This window comes from Halobacillus sp. Nhm2S1, from assembly GCF_019599545.1.
Lineage (GTDB): Bacteria > Bacillota > Bacilli > Bacillales > Halobacillaceae > Halobacillus.
This window is the reverse complement of record NZ_JAIEZV010000002.1, coordinates 724,878-746,976: the sequence shown is the minus strand read 5'-3', so window position 1 is coordinate 746,976 and position 22,099 is coordinate 724,878. Positions and strand designations below refer to the sequence as shown.

The window sequence follows — 22,099 nt, the reverse complement described above, 5'->3', positions numbered from 1 at the left end:
CTGTTATTGTTCGATGTCTTCTCTAATGTATTGTAACACGCGTTCCGCCATCTTTTTATAACCTCTTTCATTGGGATGGAACAGGTCTTCTTCCCAAAGGAGCTCTTCTTCGTTTCCTTCGAACAAATCTCTAATGGGAATGAACGTGGCCTGTTCGTAGTCATTGGTGACTTGACGACTAATGTCATTCCAATCCCCCATAATTTGTCCGAGTTCGGGGATGTTCGTAAAGTATTGGTTAAAAGGGTTGTAGAGACCCAGCAGATACACAGGGGCATCTGGATTCAATTCTTGAACACGGCTGAAGATCTCACGCATACGGTCTTCATAACCCACTTGTTCCTCAACAAAGTCCTGGTAATTCAAACTTGTAAAATTATTCTTCACTACTTTCATGACATCATTGGCACCTATGGTAATTAAAATCAAATCTGCTTCTTGGAGGGAATCAGCGATTTGTTCATCTTCCATCCGTTCGAGCATATGGTCTGTCCGATTTCCTCGTTTTCCATAGTTTGTTATATCTAAGGTTTCTGTATTCGGGTTGGCATTGAAAGTTTCTTCAAGGATTCCAATATAACCACCATTTTCTGTCGAGTCTCCGACACCTTGGGTCAGAGAGTCACCAATAGCTACAATCTGAAGGTCATCTTTAAGGAACACATTCCGGGCATTTTCAATCACACCAGTAAAGACCTCACGTAATCCTTCACTTAGTTTCCCTTCTTTTGCTTCACTTTCCTGTTCATCCTCTTCCGGTTCAATCTGTTGTTGAGCGGGATTGGTTTCCTTTGTTTGCTCTGAGACGTTATATTCAGGCGACGGTTCTTCTTCGGGGGTATATATAAAAGCGGCTACGATAAAAAAGGCGATCACGAAGGAGAGTGCGACGGCTGCCATCCATCTCCATTTTTTCAATTCTGAATCCCTCCTGAAGGGTAATCTCACTTCTATTATATGTTCTTCCCATCCGATGGGAAATGAAAAGTTTTAACCACAATTATATCATGGTCCTATACAATAGACATACGGAAAAGAGTGTAAGAAGATGAGGGTAAGAAAACAAAACCACTTAGCAGGGAGGGAAATCGATGGACACACAAATGACGATTTCCGTTCGAGACCTTGTTTCTTATGTGTACAGGACGGGAAGTATAGACGAACGTTCCCAAACGAATACATCGCTCGTGGAAGGAACGGCCATACATCAGGAAGTACAAAAGAAATACAAAGAAAAGGACGAATCAGAAGTATTTCTGGAATATGAGTTTCATCAGAAAGGGGTAAACCTAAAGGTCCAGGGCCGATGCGATGGTTTATTGGACACGGAGGAAGGGCCGGTGATTGATGAAATCAAGTCTACTTCAAGGGATCTTGAGGAAATTGATGATACCACTTATCCCCTATACTGGGCTCAGGCAAAAGGGTATGCCTTTATCTATGCAGCCCAGAAAGAGCTTAAGAACATCCGGGTGCAGTTGACGTATGTCCAGAAAAAAACGAAAGAAAAGAAGCGGATTCTACGGACATTTACATACGAGGAATTGCATCAATTCATGGAAGATACAGTCAGTGAATACGCGTCTTATGCGAGGATTCTTCTTCATATTCGAGAGCAAAAAGAAAAAACAGTCCCAGATTTAAACTTTCCATTTCCGAGTTATCGTGAAGGTCAGCGTAAACTAGCGGGTAGTGTTTACCGCACGGTTGAAGAGAAGAGGAACCTGTTTGCGCAAGCGCCGACAGGGATTGGAAAGACGATCTCCACCCTCTTCCCGGCAATTAAAGCGTTGCAGCTGGAAGGCTTGGAGCGAATCTATTATTTAACGGCCAAGACGATTACAAGAGCCACAGCTGAAGAAGCTCTACTGAAGATGGCAGAGAGGGGACTCAGGCTCCGGTCGGTTACTTTGACGGCCAAAGATAAAATCTGTTTCCAGGAAGAGACGATATGTCAGCCGGAATACTGTGAGTTTGCCGACGGTTACTATGATCGAATTAATGGAGCTGTCGTCGATATTCTCCTTCATGAGACACAAATGACACGTTCGGTTATTGAATTCTATGCAAGGAAACATAAGGTTTGCCCTTTCGAATTTTCATTGGACCTTACAGATGTGTGTGATGTGATCATTGGTGATTATAATTACATCTTTGACCCTAGGGTTTCTCTGAAACGTCTGATGCCAGATCGGAAGAAAAAAACAGCACTGCTCGTGGATGAAAGTCATAACCTTGTAGAGCGTGCTCGTGAGATGTATTCAGCTTCCGTTGCCAAGCAATCTTATGAAAGGATTGCGGTAGATTGGGAAGGCGAGGAAGAGAACTTGGTTAAAGTGGCTGACGCCATCGGAAAAGACTTAGAGCGTTTTTATTCTCGCAAGGAGGAAACCATACAACTGGAACAGGTGCCTGGAGAGTTGGAAGAAAACATAGAACGCTTCCTGGCAGAGGCGGAGTCGCTTTTGCAGGAGAGCACGGAAGGGGAAAGATCTGAACAGCTGCTGGATGTATATTTTCAGTCGCAGAGATTCCTGAAAATCCTCGAATATGTAGACGGACACTATCGATTGTTGGGGGAAAGTACGGGTGAGGGAGACTTTATATTAAAGCTGTTTTGTCTCGATCCTTCACACGTCCTGCGGGAAACGACGAAAACCTTCAGGTCAGGGGTGTTTTTTTCAGCAACTCTTTCACCATTTGCTTATTATAAAGAGATGCTCGGGGGGACCAAAGAAGATTATATCTTACATTTACCATCACCTTATGACCCATCGCAAATTGATGTAATGATCACCCCTTTGTCGACCAGGTACAAGAGCAGGGAGAAGACGGTTGGCGAACTGACCAAGCGCCTCCAAGATCAGGTGGAACTCCACGAAGGGAATCATCTTTTCTTCTTCCCTTCCTATCATTACATGGAAATGGTTTATCGCGAATTCAAAAACATCTCTTCTGTGGATGCGGTCATGCAGGAGCGTGGAATGGATGAAGAAAGAAGAGAAGACTTCCTTGCTCAATTTGAGGAAGGAGGACGACTCGTCGGTTTCGCCGTGCTGGGAGGTATATTTTCTGAAGGTGTAGACCTTCGAGGAGATCGGTTAAACGGCGTAGCTGTAGTAGGTATCGGACTTGCTCCCAGGAGCTTTGAAAAGGAATTGATCAAAGATTACTTTAATCAAAAAGGGAGAAATGGCTACGATTATGCTTATGTTTACCCAGGTATGAACAAGGTGTTGCAGGCGGGAGGGCGGTTGATCCGTTCAGAAGAAGATCACGGGTCGATTCAGCTTGTCGATGACCGCTTTCTTTCGCGCAAATATTTGCAGCTTCTACCTGATGATTGGGGAAATTATCGAATTCTTAAATGATTTGATTTCCCAGGAAATATTGTGGCGGAAAAGAAGAGGAGAGGGGGAGAAGAGTCAAATCTTCTCCATAATATCATGGCAGAAATCATGGACTTTTGAACGACTGGAATTCGAGATTTTATAAATTTCATAAACGGTTTGATCCACCAGCGACTGCCATTCATTCGTTTGAAAAGATGGATCCTCTTTCTTCTTATCAACGATACTCCGAGCTGTTTCAATCATTACCTGCTTTTGCAGAGGGTCGGGTTCTATGTACGGAATCTTTTTGATGTAGCCAGACGTGATCATGTTGGTTCGGTTGAGGACTTTTCTCACCATATATTTCATCAACTTGCTGTTTAACAGACTGAGAAAGTAGTACAGATCTTCCTCGTGTTCTGGAAAGAGGTTGGCGTTCACACCGAACAAGGATCCTTCTGGAAGTAAGGCAGCGGAGAAGTCCACCCCCATGGACGAGCAGGTAATGCCTTTCTGGTAGAAATAGGAGCGGTTCCGGACCGTGAAGTTCGTATTTCTCTTGACATATTCCGGCCAATTTTCGTGAATGTAGTATTTTGGTTCATAATACCAGGCATCTTTCCTTCCGCCATTTTTATAAAAAGGAATCCATCCGGGAGGCACCTGTCCGTCCTTGAATGACCGTAAGAAAGAACGGTCGTTTCCGGTGGATATACCTGTCCCTCCTTTAAGGACATTTCCCAGGTTTCTGTAAGAGCCTTCGAAGTGTTTCAGGATATCTTCAGGCACATTGATCGCAAAATTACTAGCAGGCATCTGCTTATACTTTTGCTGGGATAGGTACTGGATGTGGTCCGCTGGTGGATGATTGTAATTTTGCTCGTACAGACGGTCCACCAACCTCATTTGTGTGGGGGTAACTGCTCCTGTTCCTTTTTTCTTAAGAGTAATGATGGCTGTCCGTACATCAGCCTTCCCTTTATGGAAAAGACGTCTTGGAGCGAGAACGATTTCTCTGATTTCGGTCTCTTTTAGTAGAAATTCACGAAAGCTTTTGTAGTAGATATTTGTAAGGAATGAGTCTTGTACAATCATTGTCATTATTCCGCCGGGTTTCAAGCATTGTATGCCTTTATGAATGAAGAGGGAATATAAGTTATGAATACCAACCTTTCCAAAATCACGTTGAATTCTTTCTCGATTTTGGGAAAAGTAAGGACTTTGACGTTTAGATTTGTAGGGAGGATTGCCGATGATGGCGTCATATTGCCCTGGTTGAACAACCTTTAGAAAATCTTCATAGTGGAAATGAATATCAGGATGAGGAGCAGCTGTTTTCCGGTCGATATCAAAAGCATAGAGGTTTTCTGGTGAAAGGCCTTCTTCCAACAATGTATGGATGAAAATGCCGTCCCCGGTTGCGGGGTCAAGGATCTTCATGTTGCTCTTTGTAGGGAGTTCTGATAAAAGCTTCCGAGTCATATAATGCACCGTTTCTTTCGGGGTTGTATATTGCCCCATCGTCCTTTGAGGAGAAAACATATACTCCCCCTCCTACTTTTTGAGTCTATACTACTATAAATTAAGGAATAAGTCACCATTTATTAAGTAATTATTACCTAGTTAAAAAGAATGATGAAGGAGTGTTTCAGCAATGCCATGGATTAAACCTGTAAAACAAAAAGATATGAAGGAACTTAACGTACAAAACACTATTCCAAACCCGGCTCCGTTATTTGATCGGCTGCTGGCGAATCATGAAAAATTATATGAAGCTTTTCTCCCTTTGCAGAAAGCGATGAAAGAAACAGACTTTCCGGACGACTTGCGAGAAGCGGTAATCACGTTCGTTTCCATGAAGAATGGCTGTAAATACTGCACGGATAGTCACTCCAAATTACTTGAAGAGCTGGTAGATCAAGAAGATGTGTTGAATTGGCTCAGCCATTACAAGGAATCTGACATGAGTGAGGAATGGAAAGCTGTACTCACTTATGCGGAAGGCTTAATTGCAAAACCCGTAGAAGTGACGAAAGAAGATGTGGATCGTTTGAAAGAGCAGGGGTATGATGAGGAGGATATAGCAGCGTTGAATCAAATCGTTGCTTATACAAGTTATACGAACCAACTTTCGATGGGGTTGGGTTTATAGAAAAAAGAGCGCCGGTTTTTAATGGCGCTCTTTTTGTTAACTGCAAAAAAACTTAGTTGACATTATGGTGTGAATTCTCGTATCTTAATAATAGTTAAAGAGATTTTATATGTAGGAGGACACCGTAATGAAAACATCTCGTTTATCGGCTTACGACATTACCTTGGGAAGCTTATTCGTTGCTCTCATGGCGATTGGAGCCAACATCACCGCATTCATGCCATTTCTACAAGTCATGGGTGTACCGCTGACGCTTCAAACATTCTTTGCTATTCTCGCAGGACTCGTGCTGGGAAGCAGATTAGGCTCATTCTCTGTATTTGTCTATGTTCTTTTAGGACTGGCAGGAGCGCCGATTTTTGCTGGATTCTCGGGGGGGATCTCGGTTTTGATATCCCCGACTTTCGGATTTATTGTTTCCTATGTAATCTTAGCGTTCTTTGTTGGTAAGATTGCGGAGTCTAAACGAAACCTGCCGACTTATATCACCGCAGCCCTTGTCGGCATTGTGTTGAACTATTCTATCGGTGTCAATCTTTTCTATCTCGCTCTGAATTTCTGGGTTGGAGGAGACGGAATTGGGTTCGTTTTGGCTTGGTCAAGCATGGTGCCATTTTTAATTAAAGATATAGCCTTAGCCATTGTAGCCGCTTATTTTGCTATCCGACTAGAAAAGACACTGTTACAACGTACGCCGTTAAGGCAAGCCGCCTAAGAAAAAAGATCCGCTTCTATGAGCGGATCTTTTTTATGCGTTTTCTGAGATTTGTTTTCCATGTACGAAAGTCATGATCGCAAATAGTACAAAAGCAATTAGAAGGACTGTCCCTCCAACGATGAAGAAAATTGTATTGAACGTGCTCAAGCCTGGAAGTGGCTGGGTATAGTACAGCCACATTCCAAGGGTTAAACCGAACACACCAAAGAAGGATGTCCATACGTGCGCTGTCGCGAGCTTAGAATCCTTGGGTATGGAGAACACTCTATAATAAATACCGAACGCAAAAAGAGAAAGCCATCCAACAACGAGGATGTGAGCGTGAATCGCGCTTAGTTGCAATCCCCCACCGCCGGCCATATGAGAACCCATAAATGCGCCAATTAGTGCATAAATGGCAGCTACCCGCACAAAAAAACGAGTACGGTCCATAACTGTTCACCTCCTATTTTTTATTCACCTTTCGCCATTATATCGGATGCTCTTCGTAATGAGAATGGAAAAGGTGAAAGTGTCGCTAAACGTTCACTCTCATTTTTCGGACTTTTGTGTCATTTGGATTGGTACAAAGATTGAGCTATGATGAAAAAAGAAGCGAAGAGGAGTGATGAATGTGGAACATCGATTAGAACAATTTTCTCAATACCTAAAAGATACGAACGTTGATGCAGCGTTTATTAATTCAACAGAGAACTTTTTCTATTTAACAGGATTCCATACGGATCCTCATGAAAGGTTGCTGGGATTGCTTGTTTTCCCTGAAGCAGATCCGATTGCAGTCCTGCCTGGGATGGAAAAAGGGCAAATCCGTGAGGCTGGATGGACCAAGGAAGTGATTGGATATGCCGATCACGAAAACCCATGGCAGTTGATGGCGGACAAGATGAAAGAAAACGGCATTGCAAATGTGAAAACAGTAGGGATAGAAAAACAAGTTCTTTCCTACGGCCGCAGTGAATCCTTTTTTGAGCTCTTTGAAGATGTGAAGATTGAAGATATTGAAGGGCAATTGAACGACATGCGTGTTGTCAAAGATGATCATGAAATCAGCATTATGAAAGAAGCGGCGGAGCTTGCTGACTTTGGTGTGAGCGTTGGTGTGGAAGCCCTTGAAGAGGGAATCACCGAAATGGAAGTTCTCGCTAAGATTGAATATGAATTGAAGAAAAAAGGCGTCGCGGAAATGTCCTTCTCCACGATGGTCCTGTTCGGTGAAAAGTCAGGTCAACCCCACGGGAATCCTGGTGACCGTCGTCTGAAACCAGGGGACTTTGTTTTATTTGACCTTGGCGTTGTATGGAAAGGATACACATCCGATATTACCCGTACCTTTGCCTATCGTTCGGTGAGTGAGGAGCAAAAGGCGATTTACTATAAAGTAAAGGAAGCCTTGGACGCTTCACTTGCAATCAGTAAGCCTGGAACTCGAATCGGTGATCTTGACCAGGTCGCACGTGACATCATTTCCGATGCAGGTTACGGGGACAAGTTCCCGCACCGCATTGGGCACGGTCTTGGAATCAACGTCCATGAATTTCCATCCATGAGCCACTTGAATGATGGCGTCTTGAAGGAGGGCATGACATACACGATTGAACCCGGGATCTATGATCCGGAAGTCGGCGGGGTTCGTTTGGAAGACGATGTACTCGTTACAGCAGACGGATATGTGACACTGACGAAAACGCCAAAGGAACTGCGTATTATTGAATAAAAGAAAGGCCGCCTTTTTTGGCGGCCTTTTTTTTATGAATGGGGGTGAATGTCCTCTAACTAGCAGTCAATGTCCTCGTTCTCGTCTTCATTGTCCTATAACTCCGTTTTAATGTCCCCTAACTACCGTTCAACGTCCTCTAACAAGTGTTTAATGTCCTCTAACCCAAATCGGGGAGGATATATTTCGAATACTTTCCTCTTGCAATTACTTTTACACAAGCGTCTCTTAATAGTTTATGAGCGACTTTTCTAGATTCAAGTCCTACAAACCAGCGAAACTCTGCATTCGTAATCTCATTTCTACAGAAAATCAGTTGGTAATCTTTTAAAGCTCTCATGTGGGCATTCCTAGACTTCGCTCCGCATTTAGGGCAACACCAGTGATCGCGCCTTCGTTCCACGCCTATGATGTGGCACCCAAGGCACGAGACACCGGGAAGCAGATCATCCTTAGTCAACTTAAATTTGTTCATCACTGATGATGGATAAGAGGAACGTTTTTGCTTGATCGTCTTCATTAAATGTTCCTGTTGGTGGGGCAGAGAGGTGGCACCATGATGAGAAAGTTGTTCAATGATTTTTGGCAGTTGTTTTGGTCTGACGATCTAGCTCTCTTATTCTCTGCGTCCTCGCCGATGGTTGTAACCTTTGTTCCATGATTGGGAATGACAATCAGAGAATGAATGGGGAGCACAGGGAGTTGATTCATATGGAGCCAACGGGAAAGTTGAAAGGTTTGATGATGGACTTGTAAAAATGGATCTTGGAACACGTCTTGTCGGTCTTCCATAATTCTAACGAGCTGATGGTTATCAAAATCAAAATTGAGCTCACCCTTCATGTTTTTTACTTCAAGGATGATTAAAGAAGAAGGGGTGAAGAGAAGGAGGTCCAGTTGGAAGTGTTGGATGCCATCGAACAATTCGACGTTCTTCATCGTGGGAAGGTCGGGGAGGTACTGAAGGTAGAAATCTGTGGTGGTTTCACCGTGATGACCGGCATTCAGTTTCATAAGGTGTTCATGAATGTCTTTATGGAAAGGGTGTGTTCCATCCAGGCGGGGAAGTAAAGCCTCTGCTTGTCTATGCTCCTTCGATTTGGTTCTGCTCTCAATCAATAAAATCACTCTCCTTTTCCTTTATCATACTATACGTCTCTGGTCTTAGTTGAAAATATATCTCTGGCTCATTACGGCAGAAATTTATTCTCGATATGATAAAGACAAGAAATCAGCAAGGAGGGAAAAACGATGAAGAAATTTTTACTATTCCTGACCGGATTAGTCGCCCTTACCGTATTGCTCGCTAATTTAGGACCGATGATCCTCCTGGGTGTCAGTGTCTGGTTGCTCTATGTTGTGTTCAAACAGTTCATGAAAAGTGATTCCACAGCCGGAAAGATCGGCTGGGTCGTTGTCGGACTGATCATTCTCAGCGTAGCCGTCTCTAATATTTATGCTGTGATTGGTGTAGCCGCTGCTTTTGCGCTTTACTGGATCTATAAAAATTGGACAAGCAAAAGCGAAGAGATACGTTCAACCAAATCTGATGATCCTTTTACCAACTTTGAACGTCAATGGGCAGAAATGAACAAATAAACAAAAGGAGAGATACACAGTTATGGCTAATTTATTTACGAGGTTAAAAGACTCCATTACCGCTGACTTGCATGAGGCGTTGGATCAAAAAGAACAAAAGAACCCAATCGCGATGTTAAATCAATACTTGCGTGAAAGTGAAAAAGAAACCGAGAAAGTAAGGAAACTTGTGGAGAGGCAGTATCGGTTGAAAGATGAGTTTTCCCGTGAATTCCAGAAGGCACAGGATATGGCGGACAAGCGCAGACGTCAGGCTGAAGTTGCTGAAAAAGCAGGGGAATCCACGATGTATGAATATGCCGTCAAAGAGCAGCAGGAATATGAATCAAGAGCCGATCGCCTTCAAGCATCAAGAAGAGACAGCATCGAACAGCTGGAAGCTCTTGAGCGCAAATACGAAGAAATGAAGCATAAACTGAAGGACATGCATTTGAAACGGATGGAACTGATGGGGCGCGAAAATATTGCACGTGCTCATCACCGGATGAATCGTGTGATTGAGGACACAGCGGACAAGCCTTATTCCAGATTTTCAGAAATCGACCGTTACATTGAGGACTTGGAGTACAAAGTGAACAGTGCCTACTACCACAATACGTTTGACAGTAAGATGGCACAGTTGGAAAAAGAAATGGAGAAACGGGAGGAAGTACCTGCTAAATAGAAAACATGGTATGATGAAGGCGCAGATTTCTGCGTCTTTATCGATTTAAGAGAGGAGGATGACCTTTATGCTTAAAAAGCTATCGACTGATACGATCAACACAATTTTAATCATAGGGGTGATTCTCCTCGTTGTGGAGATCGTCTTCTTCAACGGTGGACTTGTATTTTCTGTCCTTTTTTCCGGAGTTCTTATGTATATCGGATGGAAGAACTACCGGCCGTTGTGGAGAAAAATCCTTTTTTGGATTGGTTTGATCAGTTTAATCTTCACAGTTTTAAGTATGATTGCTGTAAGATTTCTCGTCATAGCATTGATTCTCATGTTCCTGAGAGATTATTTTAAATCCAAAGAAAATCCGGAACATATCCGACCTGAAATCATTGATCATCACCAGGAAATCCCTGACCAGGAACCCGTGTTAAGGCAGAAGTTCTTTGGAGATGATGCTACACCTAAAACCTCTTATGAATGGACGGACATTAACATTCATGGTGGGTTTGGGGATAGAATTGTTGATTTGAGTCAGACGGTGCTCCCTCACGATGAGGCGGTTATTTCCATACGTCAGTGGATTGGTAACCTGACCGTTTATGTCCCTTATGAAGTCGAGGTCAGCATCCACCATAGTGCGCTCATTGGACGTGCTTCCATCTTTCAATATAAGAAGTCGAAAGTGCTTAACCAGGTTCTCTCTTACCAAACCGATGGGTATCGAAAAGAAAAGCCGCGCGTGAAAATTATCACGTCTGTAGTTTCCGGAGAGCTTGAGGTGAAACGCGTATGAATGTATGGCAAAGACAATTGTTGTCCGGCATCCTGACTTTTTTCGGGTTCACTATTTTGTTGTTGGCCATTACATTCTATGCCTTTCCATTTGGCTCGTGGGGAGAGCTTTTGGAACAGGAGGTATTTGATCTTCCATATATTTTCTTCGTTTTATTCATTTCTTTATCTTTCGGGTTTGTAGTCGGAGTCATCCAGGGATGGTTTTGGCGCAGGCAGCTCTTCAACATTGAACATCGTGTGTCAGAATTAACGAAGGGAAACGAGCTTGTGGATGAAGAGGTTGATCTGAAAGAGATGGAGCAGATCGACCTTGCTCTTAAACAACTGGAAGAAAAAATGACGAAACAAACGGAGCTTGCTCAACGTATGGTTACAGAGAGAGCGGAAGAACGTGAAAAGAGTCTGCAGGAAGTGGTGATTCAGGAAAGGAATCGTCTTGCTCGGGAACTTCATGATTCCGTCAGTCAGCAATTATTTGCAGCGTCTATGATGATGTCTGCCATTAATGAAACCGATTCAGGTGATTGGCAGGCAACGAAAAAACAAATGCAGATGGTTGAACGCATGATCCACCAGTCTCAGCTTGAAATGAGAGCCTTGCTTCTACATTTAAGACCAGTGGCACTCAAGGATAAGTCTCTGTCAGAAGGGGCAGAAGAGCTGCTTTATGAACTCACACAAAAAGTACCAATGAAAATTGATTGGTCCGTAGAACCTTTGCAACTTGAAAAAGGCATTGAAGATCAGCTTTTCAGGATTCTCCAAGAATCGGTATCCAACACCTTAAGGCATGCAAAGGCTCATTCCTTGAGTGTCATGTTAATTGAAAGGGATCATAACATTATCCTGCGCATCGTCGATGATGGCATAGGTTTTGATGTGGAAGAAGCGAAGACGAGTTCATATGGACTGCAGAACATGCAGGAACGAGCGTTTGAAATCGGGGGGACATTAAAAGTTGTAAGCGTGAAGGCACAGGGAACCCGCTTAGAAGTGAAAGTCCCTCATCGGATAAAAGGAGGCGAGGAAGAATGATTACCGTATTATTTGCTGATGATCATGAAATGGTGCGCATCGGTGTATCTGCCTATTTATCTGCACAACCAGATATCGAGGTTATTGCGGAAGCGGACGATGGAAAAGCGGCGGTGCAACTCGCATTGGAACATCGGCCTGATATCATCTTGATGGATTTGGTCATGGACGAGATGGATGGTATTGAAGCGACGAAACGTATTACCGCGCAATGGCCGGAAGCAAAAGTTATCATCGTCACAAGTTTTCTGGATGATGAAAAAGTGTACCCCGCACTCGAAGCAGGAGCGACGAGTTATATGTTGAAAACTTCGAAAGCAGAAGAAATTGCCAAAGCGATCCGTTCTACATATGGAGGCCAGTCCATACTAGAGCCTGAAGTAACAGGCAAAATCATGACAAAAATGCGTACGCCAGCTGAAGTGGAACTTCACGATCAGCTTACAGCAAGAGAGAAAGAAGTTCTCCTTTTAATGGCGGAAGGAAAAACCAACCAGGAAATCTCCGATCAATTATTCATCGCCCTGAAAACCGTAAAAGTACACGTCAGCAACATCCTTGGAAAACTCCAAGTATCCGACCGGACCCAAGCTGTCATCTATGCCTTCAAACACGACTTAATCAAGTAAAACCTCGACCAAGGAGCGGTCGAGGTTTTTTTGGATATATAGATGACCCGACATTAATTAAACGCTTGTTCAATAATGTGGCAGGATTGTTGAAGACTCAGTTTCGATGCTTTTTTTGAGTGGATGGGGTTGCGGGGAATAGCTCGCTTTCGGTAAAGGGGTTTGTTTCTCTATACAACGAATGGGGTGGTTGGGAAGCAGCGAAACTTCCGCGTGAATGGATTGGCTGGCTGGAGAGATCCCACAGAGCTCTAGATCGAGGAGGATCTCCATCATTCCCGCAGGAAAGCGAGTAGCTTTCCTGCCACCCCTGACGCTCAGTTCAGGCAACGAACTCCGGGTATTTAGAAACTGATTCCTCAATAAATGAGCTTATATGGAGAATCATCTTCGGAGTTATTGATTTAATGTAACGAGTACGATGGCTGAGATGAGGATGAGATAGAAGATGAACAACTTCCAGTATACTCGTTTCAATTCCATCCCCTTCTTTCTTTAGAACAATGGATTACCTTATATTTATGTGAAGGCAACGTTAAGAATGACAAAGTTTTGTTATGTGAAAAGGAAGGGGGTACTTCATCTGATACACTTTCTTTACCACCCATGCTTGTTTTCCAAGTCGTTCGGGAATACCAAAGAAAGAGGTGATACCTGTGAAATGGAAAAATAAACTAGCTGATCAGGCGATCTGGTCAGGGGAAATTTCAAATCGTGAACGAAAAGATAGAGTCGCTCAACAAGTGAGCCGCTTTGTAAAAAATGGAGATGTCATTGGTATTGGATCGGGATCGACATCATTTCTTGCTCTTGAAAAGATTGCTAAAAGAGTAGCGGAGGAGAAGCTGGAAATATTGGCCGTCCCTACTTCAAAGGAGGCGGAAATGAACTGCAGTTACTATGGACTGACAACGACTTCTCTTCTTAATCATCAACCGGATTGGGGATTTGATGGTGCGGATGAGGTGGATAGGGAAGGTCGTCTCATAAAAGGAAGAGGGGGAGCGCTATTTGCTGAAAAGCTTGTGATGGCAAGCGCTGCAAAAACGTATATTTTAGTTGACGAAAGCAAGCATGTAGCTAAGCTGGGAGAAAAGTTTGCGATTCCATTAGAAGTGGACCCACGAGCGGTTCATCTTGTAGAAACAGCCTTGCAAAAATTTAATTGTCATGATGTGCAGCTGCGTATGGCGAAAGCAAAAGACGGACCGGTTATAACCGAGGCTGGCAATGTGCTGATGGATGTGGGGTTTGCTCAGATACCCGATACGTTGGAAAAAGAGCTGAGTGCCATCCCAGGTGTCATAGAAACGGGGCTTTTTATTGGGTATTCCGTGGAAATTTTAACAGTATGACGCCCATTTTACTTATATTTATTGGTACATCGTAATACTTTTTCTATAATAGTAGTAAATCCTTATTCAAAGGGGAATCATTATGGGACTGCCAAACAGGATTGCTTACCAGGATCAACGATACCCGTATGTAGTACTTGCACCGATCGGAAAGAAGAACAAACAAATCCGGTCGATTGGACATAAATTTGAACGGGGGTTACTATCCAGGCTTAACGACGCAATCGTGGATCAAATCAACGACAATGCTCTTGATGTTGCGAAAATTCGCCCCTACCTAGGGTTGTCAGGAAGAGCTGTCCTACCGGTTTCTTTTGAAAAAGAAGAAACAATCCACCCACATTTGTTGCGCCCAGAATTGTTTTTATGGAGGTCCTTGTCGGAAGAACATGGACTACCTTTTAAAGAAGAGTTTTTATACAGTACAGATTTCACTCAACTCTCCTCGGAACAACTACACGAACATGTAGGGGAGGTACTTGAGGACTATCTGTTCTTATCCCATATAAGTAAACACGACCGCAAGGATTGGATCGATAAAATAGCTGTCGCTTTTCATAATCACCCCATCGTACGATTGTTCCATGAAAAAAGGGAAGTCATTGATGCGGTTGAAGTCATGAATCAATCCGCCCTCATATCGGTTCTTAATTACCCGGAGGATGTGGCCTATTGGCGGCACAGAGTCAACATCGTCATGCGCCCTTTCCGCACTTTACCGGCAGATTGGTTGGAAGGAAGAGAAGGAAGCTGTGCTCATAAGAAATCACTCACCTTTCTTTCAAAGGAGCGATGTATCTGTTGTTCTTGTGAAAGATGCGACTATACCCTGCTTTATTATATTGATGAAGACAGAGTTGCTCTTGAAGAGGAGTTTGATGTGGAGCGCGCCACAAAGCGAGTGATAACCATTGAGAAGCAGTTCAATGAAATCGCTGAACAAAATCAGCGCCTCCTCGAACAATTGGTTCAGTTAAGGGGTTTGAAAAAACAGTTGACTGTCGCCAGAAAAACGCTTGATGAAAGTTTAGATCTCGTCAAACAAATTCAACGCTACCAGCGGAAAGCAGAAGATATGGAATCGCATCCCCTCCTTTACATGTATGATAAATTAAATCGGAGCCGGATCCCAGAACGGACGTCTGACTCTGAACTGTTGTGGCTTTCTAGAATAGAGCTCGATGACGTAAGAATGTTAAAGGAACTACGGAATTGGCAAAAGATTGTTCCGGAAAGTGTATATCCAATGACAAGCCACGTATTAGAAGAGTTGAAAAATAAGTTGAATGAGGTTCGCTATGAAGAGGATGATGTGATCATTACCGTCAAAGGGAGATCGCTCACCTATGCAGAAACTCAACAAGTGCTTGACTTGATCTACTATTATGGAACAGATTACCCGGCCCATACCTTAGTACAAGTGCTCGCTGGAAAAGCGACTAACAAGCTGAGACAACTCCATTTACACGAAACGCGGTGGTTCGGCATCCTTGCAAGCTGGCCTGAAAAACATATTCAAAAGCTTTTCAATCAGCTCGAAAAACAGGGGTGGCTTATGAAACAACAAAAAGGCTACACCATCAGCGACTACGCAGAAGAAGTCATGTGATGGCTTTTTATGATGGGAGGTAAAAGCAAGGTTCGAGTGGCCGTTTCTCACCATCTTTCGTCAGCTCTTATCACGGGGGTCCTCTCAGGCACTCCGTGAATTTGATATACGGTAAGCGCTTTTGTGAAACTCCCACTATTCTACAAACTCAAGGAATAAGACCTGCTGAAAGGCAGGTCTTATTTCGTTGCATGTATAATAGAAAGCGGTTACTTATGCTATAATGCCATTACATACATCAGAGAAAAGAGGTTTCTAAATAAAACCATATTCTGATTTGATTCATTTCATGCTTTATATTCACCCTATTTAAAAATGGAACGTTACATAAATGCGCAGGGCCATTAATGGATAACCATCCACAATGAAATACCGATGGCACCCTGTTATGGGAGGAGTTTTTCTATGAAGTCGATTTTTCATCGAGCACTAGGTGAGCAATTCCATCATCTTCATCCTGAGCTTCAAAAGAAATACGGTTTGACGAGTAAACAAAACTTAATGATCCTTGGACAAGGGAGAATGACTGAAATCAGAGGGACACATCCATTGCTTCGTCCTTTTCTTCAGGTAGGAACAAAAGATCACCTCGTCTTTGCAGAACGAGGGAAAGATGTCCCGTTCACCCTTGAGAATTATATCTATGAAGATGAAAGAGGACGTGAAACAATCAGTTGGATTCGGAGGTTTTTCTTTCCGTACTCTATTCGAGGGTTTGATGCAGCCATGCGATTTGATGAGGAAAAGGGCTGTATCGTTGATGATCTAGGAAAAACAGGACTCATACAAACCGAGCTGGACCTCCATGTCACAGCAGAAGGCGGTCTTTATATGGAGTCGAAAGCAATGAATGTGGATGGCCTTTTGTCCATGGCCAATCCGACGACCAGTGTGTACGAACATTATGATGAAGAGGAAGGCGCTTTTCGAGTTCATGTACACGCCGAACACCCCGTCTTAGGGACGCTTCTTATGTATGAGGGGACGGTTCATACGGAATTTCTACCGATGACTTTCAACAACATCCCTGAACGTGGGGTATTGGATTAAAGGAGGACCACCAGTGACCACTCGTAAAAATGATGGCAGCGAGAAAGTCCATACTGATTTTTCAAGCCGAATGACCTATGGGGAATACTTGAACTTGGAGGAACTGCTATCTGCTCAAAATCGTCTATCCACTCACCATGATGAAATGCTTTTTATTATCATTCATCAAGTCAGTGAACTATGGATGAAGTTGACTTTGCATGAACTTCAAGCAGCTATAGAAGCGATTAGAAAAGATCACATGCAGGCGGCTTTTAAGATGCTGGCTCGAGTATCCAGCATTCAGAAACAGATTATTCAAGCCTGGGATGTCCTTTCAACATTGACTCCATCAGAATATATGGAGTTCCGCGATCACCTTGGGCAGGCTTCCGGCTTCCAATCTTATCAGTACAGAATGATTGAATTTGCATTGGGGTACAAAACTTCTCATGTTTTAAAGATCTACGAGAAAGATCCTGATTTGCAACGTCATCTCGAAGCGGCCTACCGTGCACCAAGTCTCTATGATGTTGCCATCGAAAAGCTATCTGATTCCGGTTTTCCGATCCCAGGAAAATTATTGGGCCGAGATTACACGCAGCTGTATGAAAAAGATGCCAGCGTAGAAGCTGCCTGGACAAATGTCTATAAAGATGTGGAACAATACTGGGACTTGTACCAATTGGGGGAGAAGCTTGTTGATATTGAAGACAGTCTCCAGCAATGGCGTTTCCGTCACATGAAAACAGTCGAACGAATCATCGGTCACAAAAAAGGGACAGGCGGCTCCTCCGGTGTGGGCTATTTAAAGAAAGTCCTCGATCATCGTTTTTTCCCCGAATTATGGGACGTCCGCACCAACATCTAGAACTCTCCTTATGGGAGAGTTCTTTTTTTATTTCGCTATATGATAGGATTCTGGATGACTCAGAAACCCCACAGGACGCAGTCCCAGAAGACTCAACGCGCTCCCACGGAAAGCATGCCATTCCTCGGTGCTCCAATCTAATCAACCAAAGAAACTGAGTTTTTAAGAATAGGGAGCGATTTAGGAAAAGGGAGTTGCCGAATTAACTTAATTTACTGAATATATCTAAGCGATTACGCCTTTGTTACATTTGTGTTACAATAGATTGTGTGACTATGAGATAAAGAGGGAAAAGCATGAGACAACCGATTATATATACCATCTTGTTTGTTTTGTTGACGGCGTCCGGCTGTTCTTTCATTGCAAATGCTAATGAAGAGTCGGGAGAAAAGACGGATATTCAGGTCATGTATGACGTTAATATAGAAACAGATATTAGTGAGTTTGAAGAGTATCATATGACCGCACATTATCCACAAACACCGAATAACCAAATCGACCAAACCATTATAGATTATGTAAATCAGCAGAAAGCTTTATTTAAACAAGAAAGTTATAAAAGTAAACAAAAGAATGATGGAAGCCAGGCGCATGAATTGCACATTGATTTTGAAGTCATTCATCAAAATCAACGTTTTTTCGTTGTAAGGTTCATAGAAACGATAGACCTTGGTGCAGGCGGAGTTACGACCAACCAAACCATCATGAATTTTGATAAAAAGAACGGAAAAGCTTTATCACTGGAAGAATTATTTAAGGAAGATATCTATTATGTCGATCGTCTCCACGAGTGGACGAAAGAGAAGATGAGCGACTCAGGTGAAGGAAACTCAAAGCTTATGGATAAGGTTGAGGCGAAACCTGAATTTTACGAAGATGTCGCTTTTACGGGGGAAGGGGTGCTTGTTTTTATAGATGCCCCAGCTAGTCAAGAACCATACCGTGTGATGATCGAGAAAGATAAAGTATCCAGGCTTCTTCGTTCAGAGTACACAGATGCCTTTAAAGAGGCACCTGATGTAGCGGATAACACGACTTCAGAGGACCAGGGAACCGACAATCATTACAAGGACTTTTCTCTAGATAACCATTTACATGGGGAAAGGAAAGAAGTGGCTTTAACCTTCGATGATGGTCCTCATCCGGGAGTAACGAGGGAAATCCTTGATGTACTGGACAAGTATGAAGCGAAAGCCTCTTTCTTCATGATCGGGAAACGGGTAGGTTACTATCCTGAAGTGGCTCGTGAAGTGAGTGAACGCGGGCACGAGATTGGAAACCATACGTGGAATCACCCACGTTTGGGACGCTTGTCAGACGATCAGATCAACCAGCAGCTTACTTCTACTCAAACGATTCTGGAGCAAGTGACAGAGCAGAAGGTGGATTTACTACGTTTACCTTTTGGAAACCTTCCTTCTGCGAACGATCAGGAAGAAGGCATTATTGTGCCATGGACGATTTATAGTGAGGATTGGGAAGATCTAAAACCGGAGACAGTCGCTGAGGATATCCTTTCAGAAGTGGAAGAAGATTCCATTGTTCTGCTTCACGATCTTCAACATTCTACAGTAGAAACCGTAGATCTCTTATTAGAAGGGCTGTACGCTGAAGGGTATGAAGTTGTTCCTGTCGGTCATATCATTGATAAACAAGAAAACCGTTCCGTTTTAGATTGAAAACGGAACGGTTTTTTATTTTGCACTTCTTCAGATAGAGTCATCACGGTGAAATTATATTAATTGTTCTGCTACCCATTTGCCCCAACGGTCAAACTCTACAAGAAATCCGTCATGCCCATAGTCGGTGTGTATGTGGTGGTGCTCTCCTTTTTCGCAGGTGGCAGAGAATGGCTGGATTAATGCTTCTGGATAAAGAAGGTCATGTTCAAAACTGAAGGTGTGAACCTCTGCTTTGTATTGCTTCGCTGCTTGTGCCCATCCATTTCTTCCTCGGCCGATATCATGGTTGTTCATCGCCTCAAGAAGGTAAAGATAGCTGTTGGCATCAAAACGTTCTTTAATCTTATCCCCTTGGTAATCCAAATAAGATTGAATTTCATAAGAGGTATCGGCGTGATAGGACCGGTCAAACCTTTTTTCAAATAAGGTACTGCTTCGGTACGTGACCATTCCGGTCATTCGGGCAATCTCGAATCCCCTTAAGTCTTCGTTTGAATGATAGTCTCCATTTCGAAAATGAGGATCACTCTTTATCGCTCTAGCACCAATATGATTAAAAGCGATGCCGTAATCACTTAGATAGGGAGTTGCTGCGAGGATAAATAATTTTCCCATGAAATCAGGGTAAAGGAGCCCCCATTCGTACGTCTGCATACCTCCAAGTGATCCTCCTGCTACCGCATGGACATGATTGATGCCTAAGCAGTTTAATGCTTCATATTGAGCGTGAACCATATCACGAATGGTTACTTTGGGAAATGTCTGACGGTACGGTTTGCCTGTGTCCGGGTTAATGCTCGCAGGCCCAGTAGACCCGTGACACCCGCCAAGAACATTGAAGGTGATTACTTGGTATCGATTGGTATCAATTGGACAATCTTCACCAATCAAACCGGCCCACCAGCCACGTTCATCCCTTGAACCGACAGCGAGCTGGTTGCCCGTTAATGCGTGGCATACGAGGATGACCGGAGCATTTGTCGGCCCGTATCTCTCGTAGGCAAGTTCGACATTCCCGAGCGTTTCACCAGACTCGAATGTGAAAGTGCCAATCGATATCGTTTGATTGGTTCGTGGGTGACTGGCGGGGTTTTTTAATGACATGCTTATCATTCTCCTTTCTTTCACTAGACTGATACGAGGGAAGTGGAAATATCTTTCCCCGATCGGATGTTCACGATAGCTTCATAAAGGCTTACCCCGGAAATGATGGCTGCATCTTCGTAGTTGATTGGTTTTCGTGACCAGAGTAGTGTCGGTTTTACTTCTTTCGCTATGTTCAAGATCTCCTCATCCGCTTCCTCAACATAGACAATATCCCAGTTGACATTCGTTTCCCTTTGGAGTTCCTCAATGTTAGAGAAGGACACAACTTCAAATCCCAACCTTTCCAACTTGTGCTGCTCCACAAGATGAGAACTCGCGCCTACAATCCCGATTACTCTTTTTCTCAACTCCCCGTTCGAACGGTCCAGGGATGAAGATAAAACGGGCACCGCCGCGTGTTTGCTTTTACCGTATGCTTTTCTATATCCGTTGGCATGATAAATGGCATTGTCCAGGTCCTGAATTAAATCTTCTACAGACTCTAACCCGACAGACAAGCGGACAAGCTCTTCTGTTACCCCAGATTTACTCAGGTTTTCATCGCTTAATTGCTGGTGAGTGGTAGAGGCTGGATGGATAATTAAAGATTTGGCATCCCCGACATTGGCTACATGCGACCAGATGGTGCTTTGATCGATAAGTTTCCGACCGGCATCGCGTCCTCCTTTAATCCCGAAAACAACGATTGATCCATGGCCGTAATGAAAGTACTTTTCGGCTAAGGAGTGAGTGGGGTGGTCTTTTAATCCTGGATAATTCACCCATTCGACGCCTTCGTGTTGGCTTAAATATTCGGCAATTTCCAAAGCTTGATTCGCATGTGTCTTCACTCGTAAGTGTAAAGTTTCCAGTCCCTGCAGGAGTAAGAATGCATTTTGAGGGCTCAGGCAGGCGCCGATATCCCGAAGTAGCTGTACACGCAATTTTATAGCAAAAGCAGCAGGGCCAACATCCACCCCGAATCGGATGCCGTTATAGCTTTCATCCGGTTCTGTGAATCCTGGGAACTTTTCATGGTTCCAGTTAAAACGTCCACTATCGACGACAACTCCACCGATGGCCGTTCCGTGTCCGCCAATCCATTTCGTGGCGGAGTGCACGACGATGTCAGCACCCCAGTCGATCGGTCTGCACACATACGGGGTAGCGAATGTGTTATCAATGATAAAGGGGATGTGGTGGTCATGTGCGACATCTGCAATCGCTTCAATGTCCAGTATATTTAAACTCGGATTTCCGATGGTTTCCGCAAAAATTGCTTTTGTGTGAGGAGTAATCGCCTTGGCGAATGATTCGGGATCCTCTCCTTCAACAAAATGGACATTGATTCCATAACGGGGAAGGGTGTGGACAAATAAATTGTATGTCCCTCCATAAAGGTTTGTGGAAGTCACGATATCGTCTCCGGCTTTAGCGACATTCAGGATGGCCATGGTGATGGCAGACATGCCGGATGCTGTCGCTACTGCAGCAGCGCCGTCTTCAAGAAGGGCGATCCGCTGTTCAAAAACATCGACGGTCGGGTTTCCGATGCGTGAATAAATGTTGCCCGGTTCCGCCAGGGAGAAAAGGTTTTGAGCATGTTCCGTGTCATTGAAAACGTATGATGTCGTCTGATAAATCGGTACAGCACGTGAACCCGTAGCGGGATCAGGTTCTTGACCACCGTGAAGCAAATTTGTTTCAGGGCCGAACGTATGGAATGGTAAACTCATGGGAAAATTCCTCCTTTGATTTTTTCCTAGGGTATCCGCTTTCTCGAAGAGGGAAAACAAAAAGCCCTCTTCTGTAAGTAAGAAGAGGGCTTATGTATC

At 43.7% G+C, this 22,099-nt stretch carries 21 protein-coding genes; 14 read left to right on the top strand and 7 right to left on the bottom strand.

The genetic code is table 11. The annotated features are described in order from the left end of the window. Positions 1–3: 3 nt before the first annotated feature. Positions 4–918 carry an SGNH/GDSL hydrolase family protein gene (locus tag K2225_RS10005; RefSeq protein ID WP_220584597.1) on the bottom strand — a complete coding sequence of 305 codons (915 nt, stop codon included), beginning with the start codon at positions 916–918 and terminating at the stop codon, positions 4–6. Positions 919–1,091: 173 nt separating this feature from the next. On the opposite strand from K2225_RS10005, the gene K2225_RS10000 reads away from it, so the two are divergent. Continuing rightward, positions 1,092–3,371: an ATP-dependent DNA helicase gene (locus K2225_RS10000; RefSeq protein ID WP_220584596.1), complete on the top strand. Its 2,280-nt coding sequence runs from the start codon at positions 1,092–1,094 to the stop codon at positions 3,369–3,371. Positions 3,372–3,425: 54 nt separating this feature from the next. Here K2225_RS10000 and K2225_RS09995 read toward each other — a convergent pair whose 3' ends face one another. After that, positions 3,426–4,874 carry an HsdM family class I SAM-dependent methyltransferase gene (locus K2225_RS09995; RefSeq protein ID WP_220584595.1) on the bottom strand — a complete coding sequence of 483 codons (1,449 nt, stop codon included), beginning with the start codon at positions 4,872–4,874 and terminating at the stop codon, positions 3,426–3,428. Between the two features lie 112 nt (positions 4,875–4,986). On the opposite strand from K2225_RS09995, the gene K2225_RS09990 reads away from it, so the two are divergent. Continuing rightward, positions 4,987–5,484: a carboxymuconolactone decarboxylase family protein gene (locus tag K2225_RS09990; RefSeq protein WP_220584594.1), complete on the top strand. Its 498-nt coding sequence runs from the start codon at positions 4,987–4,989 to the stop codon at positions 5,482–5,484. A gap of 127 nt (positions 5,485–5,611) precedes the next feature. Then, positions 5,612–6,199: a biotin transporter BioY gene (locus K2225_RS09985; RefSeq protein WP_220584593.1), complete on the top strand. Its 588-nt coding sequence runs from the start codon at positions 5,612–5,614 to the stop codon at positions 6,197–6,199. Positions 6,200–6,232: 33 nt separating this feature from the next. On the opposite strand, the gene K2225_RS09980 is transcribed toward K2225_RS09985, so the two are convergent. Further along, positions 6,233–6,634 carry a hypothetical protein gene (locus tag K2225_RS09980; RefSeq protein WP_220584592.1) on the bottom strand — a complete coding sequence of 134 codons (402 nt, stop codon included), beginning with the start codon at positions 6,632–6,634 and terminating at the stop codon, positions 6,233–6,235. A 181-nt stretch (positions 6,635–6,815) separates the two neighbouring features. Between K2225_RS09980 and K2225_RS09975 the strand changes: the two genes are divergently transcribed. After that, positions 6,816–7,916, top strand: a complete 1,101-nt coding sequence (locus K2225_RS09975; protein WP_370632736.1) for a M24 family metallopeptidase — start codon at positions 6,816–6,818, stop codon at positions 7,914–7,916. 160 nt (positions 7,917–8,076) lie between these two features. Here the strand turns inward: K2225_RS09975 and K2225_RS09970 are convergent, their stop codons facing one another. Both K2225_RS09970 and K2225_RS09965 read right to left on the bottom strand, forming a co-directional pair. Then, positions 8,077–8,256 carry a hypothetical protein gene (locus K2225_RS09970; RefSeq protein WP_220584590.1) on the bottom strand — a complete coding sequence of 60 codons (180 nt, stop codon included), beginning with the start codon at positions 8,254–8,256 and terminating at the stop codon, positions 8,077–8,079. 179 nt (positions 8,257–8,435) lie between these two features. After that, positions 8,436–9,035: a nuclease-related domain-containing protein gene (locus tag K2225_RS09965; protein WP_220584589.1), complete on the bottom strand. Its 600-nt coding sequence runs from the start codon at positions 9,033–9,035 to the stop codon at positions 8,436–8,438. 132 nt (positions 9,036–9,167) lie between these two features. Here K2225_RS09965 and K2225_RS09960 point away from each other — a divergent pair, with 132 nt between their 5' ends. The 10 genes from K2225_RS09960 (at position 9,168) to K2225_RS09915 (ending at position 19,175) form a co-directional block, all read left to right on the top strand. Then, positions 9,168–9,515 (top strand): lmo0954 family membrane protein, encoded by a 348-nt coding sequence (locus K2225_RS09960; protein WP_220584588.1) that lies wholly within the window; start codon positions 9,168–9,170, stop codon positions 9,513–9,515. Positions 9,516–9,537: 22 nt separating this feature from the next. Beyond that, the gene (locus K2225_RS09955) at positions 9,538–10,179 is read left to right on the top strand and encodes a PspA/IM30 family protein (protein WP_220584587.1); all 642 of its coding nucleotides are present in this window, start codon (positions 9,538–9,540) and stop codon (positions 10,177–10,179) included. 67 nt (positions 10,180–10,246) lie between these two features. Beyond that, positions 10,247–10,966: a cell wall-active antibiotics response protein LiaF gene (gene liaF, locus K2225_RS09950; RefSeq protein ID WP_220584586.1), complete on the top strand. Its 720-nt coding sequence runs from the start codon at positions 10,247–10,249 to the stop codon at positions 10,964–10,966. After that, a complete protein-coding gene (locus K2225_RS09945; RefSeq protein ID WP_220584585.1) occupies positions 10,963–12,003 on the top strand; it encodes a sensor histidine kinase in 1,041 nt (346 codons plus the stop codon). Before liaF ends, K2225_RS09945 begins: the two co-directional genes overlap by 4 nt. Next, positions 12,000–12,632 carry a response regulator transcription factor gene (locus tag K2225_RS09940; RefSeq protein WP_220584584.1) on the top strand — a complete coding sequence of 211 codons (633 nt, stop codon included), beginning with the start codon at positions 12,000–12,002 and terminating at the stop codon, positions 12,630–12,632. Before K2225_RS09945 ends, K2225_RS09940 begins: the two co-directional genes overlap by 4 nt. Positions 12,633–13,288: 656 nt before the next feature. Next, positions 13,289–13,987: a ribose 5-phosphate isomerase A gene (gene rpiA / locus K2225_RS09935; RefSeq protein WP_220584583.1), complete on the top strand. Its 699-nt coding sequence runs from the start codon at positions 13,289–13,291 to the stop codon at positions 13,985–13,987. A gap of 82 nt (positions 13,988–14,069) precedes the next feature. Next, a complete protein-coding gene (locus K2225_RS09930; RefSeq protein WP_220584582.1) occupies positions 14,070–15,596 on the top strand; it encodes an RQC-minor-2 family DNA-binding protein in 1,527 nt (508 codons plus the stop codon). A gap of 405 nt (positions 15,597–16,001) precedes the next feature. Continuing rightward, a complete protein-coding gene (locus tag K2225_RS09925) occupies positions 16,002–16,646 on the top strand; it encodes a DUF4166 domain-containing protein (protein WP_220584581.1) in 645 nt (214 codons plus the stop codon). Positions 16,647–16,659: 13 nt separating this feature from the next. Beyond that, complete coding sequence (gene kynA, locus K2225_RS09920; RefSeq protein ID WP_220584580.1) at positions 16,660–17,496, top strand: tryptophan 2,3-dioxygenase; 837 nt, start codon at positions 16,660–16,662, stop codon at positions 17,494–17,496. Between the two features lie 296 nt (positions 17,497–17,792). Beyond that, entirely contained in the window at positions 17,793–19,175 is a 1,383-nt protein-coding gene (locus K2225_RS09915; RefSeq protein ID WP_220584579.1) for a polysaccharide deacetylase family protein, read from the top strand. A 54-nt stretch (positions 19,176–19,229) separates the two neighbouring features. Here the strand turns inward: K2225_RS09915 and metX are convergent, their stop codons facing one another. Both metX and K2225_RS09905 read right to left on the bottom strand, forming a co-directional pair. Further along, positions 19,230–20,282: a homoserine O-acetyltransferase MetX gene (metX, locus tag K2225_RS09910; RefSeq protein WP_220584578.1), complete on the bottom strand. Its 1,053-nt coding sequence runs from the start codon at positions 20,280–20,282 to the stop codon at positions 19,230–19,232. A 23-nt stretch (positions 20,283–20,305) separates the two neighbouring features. Then, on the bottom strand, positions 20,306–22,000 hold the full coding sequence (locus tag K2225_RS09905; protein ID WP_220584577.1) for an O-acetylhomoserine aminocarboxypropyltransferase/cysteine synthase family protein: 1,695 nt from the start codon (positions 21,998–22,000) through the stop codon (positions 20,306–20,308). Between the last annotated feature and the right edge of the window lie 99 nt (positions 22,001–22,099).